This is a genomic window from Pseudomonadota bacterium, from assembly GCA_027624955.1.
GTDB lineage: Bacteria > Pseudomonadota > Alphaproteobacteria > UBA828 > UBA828 > PTKB01.
In genome coordinates this window covers 1-12,791 of record JAQBTG010000040.1, presented here as the reverse complement: position 1 = coordinate 12,791, position 12,791 = coordinate 1, and the positions used below count along the sequence as shown (strand labels likewise).

Below are 12,791 nucleotides of genomic sequence, written 5' to 3'. Positions count from 1 at the left end.
ATGAAAAAAGAGATGCGGGACGCCGAGGCGCCCCGCATCCAAATATTCTTGACCTTACGCGGCCATGAATTCGTTCCACCGCTCGGTGAGATATTCGTTCTCATCCATAACCGAGTTCCATACCGCAACACGGCCCATGCGGTTCTTGTAGGAGCCACCATCGCGTACGGCGCCTGCACTCTCCATGAGCTTGCCGAACGGGCTGTAAATATCAACCGTTGCCGGCTTGCCTTCCATCCAGAAATCCCACTCCGGCGCCGGCAGATATTTTTGGGTGTTTTTCGGTGTCACGACGTAGTAGCCCTGACGAGCAAAAAACGCACCGGCCGGACCTGAATGGTACCAACTCACATAGTCATAGACCGCGCCCTGCTTTTTGCCTTCGACATGTTTCGGCATCATGTGGCCAAGAGTCCAGGAACGGTAACCTTCCTTAAGGTCTTGATAAATGCATGGTACGCCTTGCTCGCGCACTGCGGTCACCGCCGGCGACCACATGGATTGGATGACGACTTCGCCCGATACCATGAGCTGGACCGACTCGTTGAACGTTGACCACAGAACACGCCAGTGGCCTTCCTTCTTAAGTTCGATGAGGCGATCAACCGAAAAATCGATTTCCTCACGTGTCATGTTGCCCTTATCGATGTACTCACGCTCGCCATTGGCCTGGAACGCCATCGCCGCGTCCATTAAGCCAATCTGTGAGAAGGAAACGAGGGCCGAACGACCGGCGAACTCAGGATTGATCAGTTCTTTCCAGGAATCGACCGGACGACCGATGATGTCAGGGCGAATGCCCAGAGTATCGGCGTTGTGCAGCACCGGATGGTTGGTGATCCACTTGGTCGACCCGGCCTTGACGAAGTCCTTCGCCTCTTGGCCAGAGGTGTAACCCACAAAGCTTGGGTTTTGACCATCGCCGAACCATGCGTCCGGCCAAATCTTGCCGGGCTCCTTATAGAGATCAACTACACTGTCCCATTGCGGAAGTTTTGTGGTGTCCCAAGCCTGGAACTTGCCAGTCGGCCACATGGCCCGCATGAGCATGTAAGGCGGCTCAAAGAGATCAGCCGATTCCGGCTGGTTGATGCCACGCGCCATGATGTCTGGGATTTGGGCCGCCGTCTGCTGGACCTTGAAGGGTAAGGCGTCATTCGCCATCTCCTCCAACTGCGGCATGTTGGAAACCGCCATGCCCAGCGTGCGCACTGTGATATCGTCCTGTGCCCAAATTGTTGGAAAACCGCCGATCGCGGTACCTGCTGCAAGGCCAGCCACGGCGGCTGTACCCTTGAGTATTGAGCGGCGGCTAATACCTTTTTCTGTCTTGCCGTTTTTGTTCTTACTCATATTCATACTCCTCGCCTGTCATCTGCCTGATTACGCATTTATTTTAACGCTCCCCCACATCCTGGCCAGCCAATCTGCGACACTTCATCCGCTGGGGAAGTCCTAGTCGAAGGTCTCCCCGATTAGGTTCTGACTGCCCATTGCTTCTTCCAACAGCCGGCCGTCCGCTACGGACCAAACGGCATGGACACGGTCGCCCGCAACTGTTGGGTTTTCGAAAAATTCATGATCCTCTATTACCGCCACCAAGCGCTCGTCATTTGGTTTGATGATCGTTACTTTGACCCAATTGCCTTGATACTCAATGGCATGCACCACACCGGCTATCGAATTTTTACCATCAGCATGATCGCGCTTGAGGTGAATTTTGTCGCGCCGGATGCCGATATTCATATCAGCGCCGACGCCCTCACCGTTGGCGATGACGCCATACACCACACCATCGCTGCCCTTGACCGTGGCTTCACCATCTTTTATTTCGGCTACGGTCCCACTGACCACGTTCCAGCCACCCATAAATTCAGCCACATATGTGGTTTTCGGCTTACCGTATATTTCGAACGCCGTACCGGTTTGTTCGATATGTCCGGTATCCATCACCACAACCATGTCGCCCATGGCGAGCGCCTCAGGCTGCGTGTGCGTCACATGAATGAACGAGATACCGAGGTCCTGCTGGATCGCCTTTAACTCTGCCCGCATATGAAGGCGGAGATACTCGTCAAGCGCCGAGAGAGGCTCATCAAGCAACAGAACCTTTGGATTCGTGATGAGGGACCGGGCCAACGCGACGCGCTGCTGCTGCCCGCCAGATAATTGCTCCGGCATACGGTTGGCCATCGGTTCAAGCTGCACGCGCTTCAGCACTTCGTATGCCTGTTCGCGGCGCTCAGTCTTATTGACGCGCTTCATTTTTAAGCTGAATGCAACATTGTCCAACACGCTCAGATGCGGAAATAGAGCATAGCTCTGAAACATCATCGACGTGCCGCGCGAACCGGTCGGCAAGTTAACCACCGATGTTCCACCAATCGAAATGTCGCCCTCTGACGGCGTTTCGTGCCCGGCGATCATGCGCAACAGCGTCGTCTTGCCGCAACCGCTTGGCCCAAGCAGACAGCAATAACAGCCGTCTGGAATAGTCAAGTTAATGTCCTGGACCGCTACCGTGGGTCCGAACACTTTCTTGATACCCTTAATTACAATTTCGCCATCACCAGCCATGGCAATAAATCGCCCTTTCCGCCAATTTGTCTATGTCACACCCAAGAATCAAACGACTGACGTCCCTGTTTCGCCGTTTCGCCCGGATTTTTTTGGCATTCCGGTTAGGCCCTTACAAGTTTCTAGATTAGGACCCGGGAGGCAAGTCAAATTTTCGCGCGTCCTCCCGAATGCCGTTCTCTCGAACTCGTAAGCAGGTGTCAATAACCCTTGGATCTCCCGTGCAGTTGCTTTCCAGTCACTCATGCAAACAGCGTTAGCTTAGCCAATTTGCATAAGATCAAATGATGCCTGAAATTGAAATACCTTCCCAAAGCCATCGCCACAAGCATATTTTACGTTGTCCGGACAAATTATACTTTTTGCCCTCCAACGGGGCTAAGCAAAAGGAGAATCAACCGATGCAGCGCGAGCCAATTCCGGCCATCGACCGGGAACAGGAAGAAATGATTTTGGACGGGATCGAGCATTTTCTCGAACGCGACGTCAGGCCGTATGTATCAGAACTCGAGGCCGGGGATATTTACCCCGAAGAAATCGTCGTAAAAATGAAGGAATTGGGCCTGTTCGGCGCCACGATTTCGGCTGAATATGGCGGCCTAGGGCTGCCAGCTACGACCTACGCCAAGATCGTCGAAAAAATCTCTGGTGCCTGGATGTCGGTGAGCGGCATCATCAACTCGCATCTTATCATGGCCGCCGCAGTCGAGCGGCATGGCACAGAGGAGCAAAAAGAAAGTTACCTGCCGCGCTTCGCCACCGGCGAGTTACGCGGTGGAGTCGCCCTCACAGAGCCCGACGCCGGCACCGATTTGCAGGCCATCCGCACGGTCGCCAAGCGCGAGGGCAACGAAGGCTACCGGGTGAACGGCAACAAAATGTGGATCACGAATTCGATACATGGCAACTGCGTGGCGCTCCTCGCCAAGACGGACCCGAATGCCAAACCGCGCCACACTGGCATGAGTCTTTTTATCGCTGAGAAGGGTCCCGGTTTTAATGTGAGCCGCAAGCTGGAAAAGCTTGGCTACAAGGGAATCGATACCGCCGAGTTGGTGTTCGAAGATTATTTTGTCGCCGCGGACCGGCTGATCGGCGGCAAAGAGGGGTTCGGCCTGAAACAGGTGCTGAGTGGGCTTGAGCTTGGCCGTATCAACGTAGCGGCGCGTGGTGTTGGCATTGCCCAGGCAACACTCGACGAATCGGTTAAATACAGCCAGATGCGCAAAACCTTCGGCAAGCCGATCTGCGAGCATCAGGCAATTCAGCTCAAACTCGCCGACATGGCGACGCGTGTCCAGGCGGCGCGTCTTCTCACCCAGCGCGCGGCGGAGGCCTATCAGCGCGGCGAGCGCGCCGATATGGAGGCCGGCATGGCCAAACTGTTCGCCACCGAATCGGCGATGGAAAATGCGCTAGACGCGATGCGAATCCACGGCGGCTACGGCTATTCGAAGGAATTTCCGATTGAGCGCATGTTCCGCGACGCACCGCTTCTCCTGATTGGCGAAGGAACGAACGAAATTCAGCGTATCGTCATTGCGCGTCAACTCATTGAACGCAACCCGATCTGAGCTCCAGATATGACAACATTGTCGCTCCCCCTCACGGGCCTGAAGCTCATAACCATTGAGCAATATGGCGCAGCGCCGTTCGGCACCATGTATCTAGCCGATCTCGGTGCCGAGGTTATCAAGATCGAAAACCATCATAGCGGCGGCGAAATGGGCCGCCATGTGGTGCCCTATTCGGAGGATGGCGACAGCCTGTTTTTCCAAACTTTTAGCTGCAATAAAAAATGTCTGGCGCTCGACCTCAAAACGCCGGCCGGACAGGAAATCCTTGGCCGCATCGTCGCCGGCGCCGATGCGTTGATCAACAATCTGCGTGGTGATTTGCCGGCCAAGCTCGGCCTCGATTACGCGGCGCTCGGCGCGATCAAACCCGAGTTCGTCTGCGTGCATCTTTCCGCCTATGGGCGAAATAACGAACGTGCGGGCTGGCCAGGTCTCGACTATGTCATGCAAGCCGAGGCCGGATATCTCTCCATGACCGGCGAGCCCGACGGCCCACCGACGCGCATGGGCCTGTCTATCGTCGATTTCATGGCTGGGTTAACCGCAGCTTTGGCGCTCGTATCGGGTGTCATGGGTGCGCGCCAAAGCGGCAAAGGCCAAGATTACGATGCCTCGCTGTTCGACGTGGCCATGGCCAATTTAAGCTATCCCGCGACCTGGCATTTAAACGAAGGGTTCGAACCTCGCCGAGTGCCGCGCTCCGGCCACCCTTCTCTGGTACCGAGCGAAATGTACGAGACGTCTGATGGTTGGATCTTCATCATGACCAACAAGACCAACTTTTGGCCGCGCCTTTGTCACGCATTGGAAAAACCGCAATGGATCGATGATCCTTGCATGGAAAGTTTTCAAGCGCGTTTGGACAACCGGGAAGAAGTCGTACGCCGCCTGCAGTCGGTATTCCTGACGCGCAGCACGGACGATTGGCTGGAACGCTTACATGGCCAATTGCCGTGCGCGCCGGTGAACGATGTGAAAGCGGCGTTGGCCAGCGATTTCGCCGCCGCACAACAAAGTGTGCAAAGCGTGCCACATTCAGTGCGCGGCGAAGTCCGCATGGTACGCCAGCCGATTCTTATAGATGGCGAGGTGGCGCCGCGTCGCGCCGCCCGAGCACTCGGCGCCGATACTGCCGAAATACTCGCCGAAGCCGGCTATTCAAAAGCGGAAATCGCCGCGCTCGAAGCGGCGGACGTGATTGCCATTGGCGGCAAATCTGAAATCGAAGCGGCGAGCTAAGCCGGGCTCAGCAACTCCGCCACTTCTGTCGGCGTGCTCTTGCCATCCAAATCCATGATTGCGTCCAACACTCGCTCCACTTGATCTGAAGCGAATGTCCGTTCGGCGTTGGAACGAAATTTGGCGGCGATTTCATCAGCGCTGAGCGGGCGCTCGTCGGCGCCCCGGTTGATCTGTTCGCGGTGGACGAGTTCGCGTCCGTCGCGCGTGGTGACGATCACTTCACCAGAAAAATATTTGGGATACGCGGAACCCGGATCAGGCTCACACGTAACTTTGTCGCATTGCGCCAAGATTTCAGGATCGGTAAAGATTTCCGGCTCGAGCTCGGCCAGGGTCAATTGCCCACGCACGAGAATGCTGGCAATTGCGTAGGGCACGCTGAACTGGGCGTCGTAGCCACTTCCAGGGCGACGCTTCTTGGCGATTGGATCGCACACTAAAGCCATGCAGTCAGCCGCGAGCCGCGCCCGGATGCTCACCACATCATCGGCCTTCAGGCCATGCTCCCGAACCAATGCGGCCATCGAATCGGCCGAAGAATGGACGAGGTGACAAGCTGGATAAGGTTTGATGCCGACGCGCAGCATTTCCCAATCGCTGCCGAGATCATGCGTGCAGGCTGCCCAATCGATCGTCTCGCCGGCCTCGGTGAAACAATCGTAAAGACCGTATTTTCCTTCATAAGGCTTGCTCGGCCCCTTAAAACCCTGACGCGCCAGAGCCGCCGCCGTGATACCGACAACGCTGGCCCAACCGGCATGCAGGCGCTTGTTCCAAGCGCCCTCGTCGAGAAATCCGAGAGTGCCGGAGGCCATCCCCAAAACGATGCCCTGGGCGTCGCTCAGTTGCGCCCGCGTCAGACCGGCGGCCCGGCCCGCAGCGATGGCCGCACCGTACGCGCCGACTACGCCGGTGGGGTGAAATCCCTTGCGGTGAAATCCGCCTTTCGCCGCCATGCCGATGCGGGCATCCGACTCCACCGCCGCGAGATAGCCGATCAGCATCTCACGTCCGGATATGGCGTGTTTCTGGCCCATCGCGAGGAGCGTCGGCACGGCAGTGCACGTGGCGTGGATCACACCGGCAACATGGGTATCGTCAAAATCGAGGGCATGGATGAGAAAGCCATTCATCTGGGCGGCGTCACGTAACGGCAGGCGTGCCGGCATGCCGATCACCGGATAAGGCCCCTCCCCTGCCAAGCCCTGCACGGCGGTGAGGGTCTTGTGGCTGTAATCGTAGCCGCTGGCGGCAAGCGCAATCCCGAGCGCATCCAGGATGTGCAGCTTGGCGCGCTCGACTACCGGAGCCGGGATATCCTGCCACGACAGAGAAGTAGCAAACGCTGCGAGGCTATCGGAAATCGGCGTCTGGTGAATGAATTCGGGCGCGGAGACAACATTCTTAGCATGGGCCATGATGGGCGGCTTTCCTTGTAAAATTCGCCGAACCGTATCACCCGCGAAGAAAACGGTAAACCCGCCGTGCCCTACTCAGGTGGCACGGCGTTGGCTCACTTCATAGGTAAAGGCCATCAGGCCGTTGGTAAGTTCGCCGAAGCGCTTAAAGCGTTCGTCCCGCGACGTGCCGCGGCGATACTGAGCGTAGATTTGCATAAAGATGACGCCAAGCTTGAACATCGCCAGCACGCGATGAAACAGGAAATTGGAGACGTCGCGGCCAGAGCGCTCGGCGTAGCGTTGGACGATCTCGTTTCGAGTCGGGAAGCCGTTGCCGGCGCTCGGCATCTGCGCCAGGCCGTGCATCGCAGGCGGATCGCCTGCTTCCGCCCAGTAGCTCAGCAGGGTGGCGAGATCGAACAACGGATCGCCGCGCGTACCCTGGTCCCAGTCCAGTACCGCCACCGGCGCCAGCGTCTTGGGGTCCAGCAGTACATTATCGAGTTTAAAATCATTGTGCAGCAGGGTCGGTGGGCCATCCGGCACTTGATGGGCCGCCAACCAATCGGCGACCGCCACGCCAGCTGCGGGCGGCACATCGTCGCTGGAGATTTCCATGCGTTGGCGCCAGCCGGCTACGGCACGCTGCAGGAAACCATCGGGCCGGCCAAATTCGCCAAGATCAACATCTTCCGGCTTAACCGCATGAAACGCGACCAGCGTGTCCACCAGCATATCGCCGAGCGCCGCGCCGATATCGTCGCGGCCGGCGAGAAATGCAGGCCAGGTTCCGCCGATGCAAAGGCCTGCGCGATACTCCATGATCAGGAAATGATTGCCGAGAATCTCTTTGTCGGGCGAATAATGCGCGCTCTGCGGCGCCAAGGGGAAAGCCCCCCCGAGACGGCTCAGAATGCGATGCTCGCGTTTCATATCATTTGCGCCTGGCGGGATATCGCCCATCGGCGGGCGACGCAGCACCATCGGCGTGCCGTCGACTTGGATGAGATAGTTGAGATTGCCAAAGCCGCCGGCAAATTGGCGCGGCGTATCAATCTGAGGATCGAAACGAAATCCATGTTCGCTGAGATGCCGCGCCAGGGCTGCCCAGTCCTGTTTGGTCTGGGATTCGGTCGTAAGAAATTTGGGTTCGGCGGCGCGCTGCGCTGCCGCCGCTGCGTCTTCGCTTAGCATTTTAATTTCCTGTTTCGCTGCGGCCAGAGATTAGAAATTCACGGCCCGGCGGTCAACGCGCCGGGCGCCATTTAAAGGCGGCGTATCTGATGGTGCCGAAAGCGAGACCAACCAGCACCAGGCCCGCCCCCACCATGCGCATTTCGCCAAATTCCTCGCCGAGAATGAGCGCCGTCGAAATCATGCCCGAAATCGGGATTATCAGCGAGAACGGCGCCACCGCACTGGCCGAGTTTTTACGCATAAGGTAGCTCCACAAACCAAAGCCGCCGAAGGTCGAGATCAGGCCGAGAAAGGCGATTTCACCGATGCCCCGCCAACTCAACCGCGCGAGAATATGGAAGATCTCGTTTTGCCCTTCGAAGGTGTAAGAAAGCACCAGCAAGGGGAGGATGCCGAGCACATGCGCCCAAGCGACGAGACGCATGACTTCATCGGTTCCTGCCAGCTTGACGATAATATTCGACCCAGCCCAGGTAAATGCAGCAAAGATAAGTAAGAAGAAGCCGATCATGGTGGCGCCGCCCGGCATGGTCGAAGCGATAACCACCATTCCGGCAAGTGATATGGCGATGCCGACATATTGCGCCATTCGCGGCTTTTCACCGAGCAGCAAAAAGGCGAGCATCGTGGTGAACAAGACTTGGACTTGCAACACCAAAGCCGCCAAACCCGCCGGCATACCGAACTCCATACCGAACAGCAGCAGCACCATCTGGATCGACCCCTGCGACAAACCCAGCAGCAGCAGCCAATAAAACGGGATGCGCGGCAGACGCATCAGTACGACGACCGGCGCGCCGGCCGCCACCACGCGCAGCGTCGCCATCAGGAACGGCGGCAGCGAATCCAGTAAATCGCGCATCACCACAAAGGCAAAGCCCCAGAGCACGGTGATCGCCACCGCGAGCGCGATATGGGAAGGCGGCATTCAAATACCTGACGAAGAAAGCGGCAGGCAAGTTAGTGCGCCCGAACAGGCGGGGTCAACGCGCCGCCGCCGCAAGGCTAGTGGCCCCTTGGCAGCGGCGTGACTGGTCTTCTGCTTTAGGAGTAAGTGGGGCTCACGCGGCGGCGGGCCGTTCTTCGTGATCTGATAACTCGCTCGCTCCGGCTGGCACACCACCGCGTCCGACAATCTCCCCGGTAAGGGAGTGGTATTCAAGCCCTTGGATAAGCTGGACGAGCACTTTGCGCATCATCGGCTTGATCATCAGCACCCCCATCAGTGCCCCTAATGGGCCGAATTTGGGTATGAAGGACATGGTAATGGAAAGCTCGGTTTGATCTTCGCCACGTGGCGTCACGATAAATTCTGCCTCGGCCCGCTTGAGCGGCATCGACATTTCGCTCAGCCCGATTTTCATCCGGCGCCCGGATTCCCATTCGAGAACATCTTCGACGACGCTGTTGCCGTCATAAAAATTGCACTTTCGGCTCGCGCCGACTCCTTCATTGTTTTCGCTCAGCAGATCGGCCGACTCGACGAATGCGTGGATGCGTGCGATGCCGCTGAAATCGGCCAGATGCCGCCACACTTCTTCCGCCGATAAACTCAGACGCTTCGTTACATTGACTTGCATGATGTTCTTCCTCCTCAGTTATGGACCAAACAGTCCTAAATTAACAAAAAAATACTTAGGCGATGGCGCGCATTGCCGTGGCTGCAATATCGCGCAGCATTGGCGCATCGAAACCTGATTTGCTGAGACAAACGAGGCCGGCCAAACAAGCCATGATATAACGCGCCAGCGACTGCGCACCCTGATCGGCGTCGATTTCACCAACCGCCTGGCCGCGTTCGATCGCCCGAATATAGGCCTGCTCCATCTCGGTCTGCGCCGCTGCGATCATTTTAGCCACGGCCGGGTCGCGAGCGCCGAGTTCCAAGGTGGTGTTGGCGATCAAGCAGCCGCAGCGCGGCCCGGGCGCAGTCATGCCTTCGATTATCATGTCGAAGCGTTTGGCAATACCGGCGCGCGGCGACGGCTCCTCCTCCAATACCTGGAGTGAGGGCTGCATTTTGTTCTCGACATAGAACTGCAACGACGAGAGCAACAGCTCATGCTTGCTGCCGAAGGTGTCATAGAGGCTCGATTTGCTGAGACCCGTCGCCTGAGTGATGTCGCTCAGCGAAGCGTTTTCATAGCCCTCTCGCCAGAACAAATGCATGGCATCGCCCAAGGCGTCGCTTTCGTTGAATTCGCGTGGTCTGGCCATGCCCGATCATCTCTAACAACGTCAATTGGAGGCATGCTATTCGATACGGACCGATTGGTCCATAAATAAATTACCCGGCTTTCGCTTCCCCTCTCGGCAGGATGACGAAGAACAACCCGAGAAACAGCGGTACCAATGCAATCAGTACCCAAAAGCTGAGCCGCTCGTCGAAAAACGCCATGCCAAACAGGATGCCGGTCAATGGCGTTATGAAATTGACGGTGGTGAAAAAGACCGGCCCCATCAGCATCACGAGTTCGAGAAAGAGGTAGATTCCGAGTGCCTGAACTAAGCCCGAAAGCACCAGCGCCCATTCGGCTGCCCCGAAACTGCCGCCGAAGACCCAGAACTCATCGGCCAATAACATGGCAACAAATAAAATTGGCAGCGGTGCCAAAAAATAGCCGGCGCTGAAGGACAGCGAATCCATCGCCGGCGGGCGCATGATGATCGCCGCAATGGTGGTGGTGGCGTAGCAAAACGGGACGATCATAGAGAGCAGTATCCACGGCACCAAATCGCGCGATGGCAGACTGGATTCGGGAGCGACGATGAGCACGATGCCGGCCATACCGATGACAAGGCCGAGATATTTGAGCCACCAGGCGCGCTCCATGCGGAAAGCCACGGCGCCGAGATAGGTCATCATCGGCGCCAATGCGATGACCATGCTCATGATGCCGGACGGCACACCATGCCCAACCACCACGGCGACGACCGCATAGGGGATCGCGAAACCGGTGGCGCCGGTTACGGCATAGCATCGGAGATGCGCAATCGTGACTCGCGGCGGCCTGCGGAACAGCAGCGAGAGCACCAACATTGTGACACCGGCAAAAACGCCGAGCCAGAACACATAGGCAAGGAACGGAATGCCGCCCCGCACCGAAACACCAGCCAGGGCATAGGTCAGGCCATAGGTCACACCGGTGACCAACAGCATGGCGAGCGGCACGCCAACACGCGGCCGTAAGGTACCGCTATTCATAGAGCTTGGCGTGCATCACGCCTGTCGCGCCGCCCGGTTTCGAGCGTCGATGGCGGCAATGTCGCATGGGCGCGGCGACCGCAGAATGGCGGCATGAGCTTGGCGGGAAAGGTGTATTTCGTCTTGGAAACTGCCCGCCTCCCGGAGAAAGCGCGCATCTTCTTTATTTTGCGCCGCCTGGCCTATTCCGAACCTCACCGCTGCAGTTCTCCAAAATATTCGCTTGTGCATCGCGTTTCAGAACGCAACAGGTTGGAACTCACCACTGCGCAGGTTAGGATGGCGCCGCCAATTCCCAAGAGAGTGAGAAAAGCGGACCTATGGTGGCCCTGACCAGAGAGCAGATGATCAATATGGTCGAACATAGCTATTTCAGCAATGTCGACCATAAGAATCTAAGCGTCGTCCTCGACTGTTTTGCTGGCGATGCGGTGTTTACCGTGCAGTCCGCGTTTACCTCCTATGCGGGTCGAGATTCCGGCATTAAGAAATTCTACGAAACCGTCACCGCCGGATTCCAGAATATTTGGCACGGCGATTTTGAGCATACTGTCGATGTCGAATCGCAGCGCATTTCTACCCAGTTCAATGTGCGCCGCACCGATCTCAGCGGCGGCGAAGCCAGCATGAGTAATTGCAACGTCTTCCGTTTCGAGAACGGCAAGTTTAAGCAAGTTTTCGTATACGCCAGCGGCGGCAACGCGCTGGTGCCAAAGGATTAGATTTCAAAGGAGAGACGCCATGTCGTCCGATACAGATATTTATAAACATCAAAATTTTGGCAACCCGCTCGGCATGGGCGAAAAAGTGGCGCTGTTGATCGTCGATTTCGTCAACGGCTTCGATGATCCCGACCAGTTCGGCGGCGGCAACGTGACCGAGGCGTGCGACAATACGGTCAGCCTGTTGGCGGCGTGCCGCGATTTGGGCATGACCATTGCCCATACCCGTGTCGTGCTCGCCGATGACGGCGGCGACGACAATATCATGGCGATCAAGGTACCGGCGCTGAAGACCCTCACGGAAAATGCCCATTGCAGCCAAATCGTCGAACGCCTGACGCCGCGGCCTGGTGAAATTATCGTGCGCAAGCGTCTGCCTTCGGCCTTCTTCGGCACCGATTTAGCGCCCAATTTCACCATGCGTCGCATCGATACAGTGCTGGTGACCGGCTGCACCACGAGCGGTTGCGTGCGCGCCAGCGCACTCGACGCTATGTGCTACGGCTTCCGTCCGGTCGTCATCAGCGATTGCGTCGGCGACCGCGCCTTGGGGCCGCACGAGGCAAATCTGTTCGATCTCAAACAGAAATATGCCGAGATCATGACGCGCGACGAAGCCATCGCCGAAATGACATCGCGCCACGCCCAGGCCGCCGAATAAGGCACCTTTATGCCGACCGAAATCGATATCAATAAACGTCAGAATTTCGGACGGCGCCTCGGCTTCGGCAAGCAGGCGGCGCTGCTAATCGTCGATTTCGTCAACGGCTTCGACGATCCCGACCAGTTCGGCGGCGGCAATATTTCCGAGGCTTGCGATAACACCGTCAAGCTGCTCGAAGCCTGCCGCGGCCTCGGCTTGCCGATTGCG

Annotated in this window: 13 protein-coding genes; 5 read left to right on the top strand and 8 right to left on the bottom strand. The window is 57.4% G+C overall.

The genetic code is table 11. The annotated features are described in order from the left end of the window. Positions 1 to 54 precede the first annotated feature (54 nt). Both O3A94_14095 and O3A94_14090 read right to left on the bottom strand, forming a co-directional pair. Complete coding sequence (locus O3A94_14095) at positions 55 to 1,353, bottom strand: substrate-binding domain-containing protein (protein ID MDA1357383.1); 1,299 nt, start codon at positions 1,351 to 1,353, stop codon at positions 55 to 57. 102 nt (positions 1,354 to 1,455) lie between these two features. Next, the gene (locus O3A94_14090; protein ID MDA1357382.1) at positions 1,456 to 2,577 is read right to left on the bottom strand and encodes an ABC transporter ATP-binding protein; all 1,122 of its coding nucleotides are present in this window, start codon (positions 2,575 to 2,577) and stop codon (positions 1,456 to 1,458) included. A 401-nt stretch (positions 2,578 to 2,978) separates the two neighbouring features. On the opposite strand from O3A94_14090, the gene O3A94_14085 reads away from it, so the two are divergent. Together O3A94_14085 and O3A94_14080 are read left to right on the top strand one after the other, a co-directional pair. Further along, complete coding sequence (locus O3A94_14085; protein MDA1357381.1) at positions 2,979 to 4,151, top strand: acyl-CoA dehydrogenase family protein; 1,173 nt, start codon at positions 2,979 to 2,981, stop codon at positions 4,149 to 4,151. A gap of 9 nt (positions 4,152 to 4,160) precedes the next feature. Beyond that, the gene (locus tag O3A94_14080; GenBank protein MDA1357380.1) at positions 4,161 to 5,393 is read left to right on the top strand and encodes a CoA transferase; all 1,233 of its coding nucleotides are present in this window, start codon (positions 4,161 to 4,163) and stop codon (positions 5,391 to 5,393) included. On the opposite strand, the gene O3A94_14075 is transcribed toward O3A94_14080, so the two are convergent. The 6 genes from O3A94_14075 to O3A94_14050 all read right to left on the bottom strand — a co-directional run bounded on the left by O3A94_14075 (position 5,390) and on the right by O3A94_14050 (position 11,198). After that, positions 5,390 to 6,814: an MmgE/PrpD family protein gene (locus O3A94_14075; protein MDA1357379.1), complete on the bottom strand. Its 1,425-nt coding sequence runs from the start codon at positions 6,812 to 6,814 to the stop codon at positions 5,390 to 5,392. The genes O3A94_14080 and O3A94_14075 overlap by 4 nt on opposite strands. A 75-nt stretch (positions 6,815 to 6,889) precedes the next feature. Beyond that, positions 6,890 to 7,990 (bottom strand): phosphotransferase family protein, encoded by a 1,101-nt coding sequence (locus tag O3A94_14070; protein ID MDA1357378.1) that lies wholly within the window; start codon positions 7,988 to 7,990, stop codon positions 6,890 to 6,892. A gap of 52 nt (positions 7,991 to 8,042) precedes the next feature. Further along, positions 8,043 to 8,921, bottom strand: a complete 879-nt coding sequence (locus O3A94_14065; GenBank protein MDA1357377.1) for an EamA family transporter — start codon at positions 8,919 to 8,921, stop codon at positions 8,043 to 8,045. A gap of 133 nt (positions 8,922 to 9,054) precedes the next feature. After that, positions 9,055 to 9,573: an SRPBCC family protein gene (locus O3A94_14060; protein ID MDA1357376.1), complete on the bottom strand. Its 519-nt coding sequence runs from the start codon at positions 9,571 to 9,573 to the stop codon at positions 9,055 to 9,057. Positions 9,574 to 9,628: 55 nt separating this feature from the next. Beyond that, positions 9,629 to 10,210, bottom strand: a complete 582-nt coding sequence (locus O3A94_14055; protein ID MDA1357375.1) for a TetR/AcrR family transcriptional regulator — start codon at positions 10,208 to 10,210, stop codon at positions 9,629 to 9,631. A gap of 70 nt (positions 10,211 to 10,280) precedes the next feature. Then, a complete protein-coding gene (locus O3A94_14050; GenBank protein MDA1357374.1) occupies positions 10,281 to 11,198 on the bottom strand; it encodes a DMT family transporter in 918 nt (305 codons plus the stop codon). A gap of 320 nt (positions 11,199 to 11,518) precedes the next feature. On the opposite strand from O3A94_14050, the gene O3A94_14045 reads away from it, so the two are divergent. The 3 genes from O3A94_14045 to O3A94_14035 all read left to right on the top strand — a co-directional run. Next, complete coding sequence (locus tag O3A94_14045; protein ID MDA1357373.1) at positions 11,519 to 11,920, top strand: nuclear transport factor 2 family protein; 402 nt, start codon at positions 11,519 to 11,521, stop codon at positions 11,918 to 11,920. A gap of 19 nt (positions 11,921 to 11,939) precedes the next feature. Beyond that, a complete protein-coding gene (locus tag O3A94_14040; GenBank protein MDA1357372.1) occupies positions 11,940 to 12,581 on the top strand; it encodes an isochorismatase family protein in 642 nt (213 codons plus the stop codon). Between the two features lie 9 nt (positions 12,582 to 12,590). Then, positions 12,591 to 12,791 (top strand): N-carbamoylsarcosine amidase (locus tag O3A94_14035; protein ID MDA1357371.1); only part of this gene is annotated, 201 nt, incomplete at its 3' end.

Coding starts and splice junctions, on each gene's coding strand:
- O3A94_14085 (MDA1357381.1), top strand. CDS start 2,979: ATGCAGCGCGAGCCAATTCCGGCCATCGACCGGGAACAGGAAGAAATG.
- O3A94_14075 (MDA1357379.1), bottom strand. CDS start 6,814: ATGGCCCATGCTAAGAATGTTGTCTCCGCGCCCGAATTCATTCACCAG.
- O3A94_14065 (MDA1357377.1), bottom strand. CDS start 8,921: ATGCCGCCTTCCCATATCGCGCTCGCGGTGGCGATCACCGTGCTCTGG.
- O3A94_14045 (MDA1357373.1), top strand. CDS start 11,519: ATGGTGGCCCTGACCAGAGAGCAGATGATCAATATGGTCGAACATAGC.
- O3A94_14050 (MDA1357374.1), bottom strand. CDS start 11,198: ATGAATAGCGGTACCTTACGGCCGCGTGTTGGCGTGCCGCTCGCCATG.
- O3A94_14055 (MDA1357375.1), bottom strand. CDS start 10,210: ATGGCCAGACCACGCGAATTCAACGAAAGCGACGCCTTGGGCGATGCC.
- O3A94_14040 (MDA1357372.1), top strand. CDS start 11,940: ATGTCGTCCGATACAGATATTTATAAACATCAAAATTTTGGCAACCCG.
- O3A94_14095 (MDA1357383.1), bottom strand. CDS start 1,353: ATGAGTAAGAACAAAAACGGCAAGACAGAAAAAGGTATTAGCCGCCGC.
- O3A94_14060 (MDA1357376.1), bottom strand. CDS start 9,573: ATGCAAGTCAATGTAACGAAGCGTCTGAGTTTATCGGCGGAAGAAGTG.
- O3A94_14090 (MDA1357382.1), bottom strand. CDS start 2,577: ATGGCTGGTGATGGCGAAATTGTAATTAAGGGTATCAAGAAAGTGTTC.
- O3A94_14080 (MDA1357380.1), top strand. CDS start 4,161: ATGACAACATTGTCGCTCCCCCTCACGGGCCTGAAGCTCATAACCATT.
- O3A94_14070 (MDA1357378.1), bottom strand. CDS start 7,990: ATGCTAAGCGAAGACGCAGCGGCGGCAGCGCAGCGCGCCGCCGAACCC.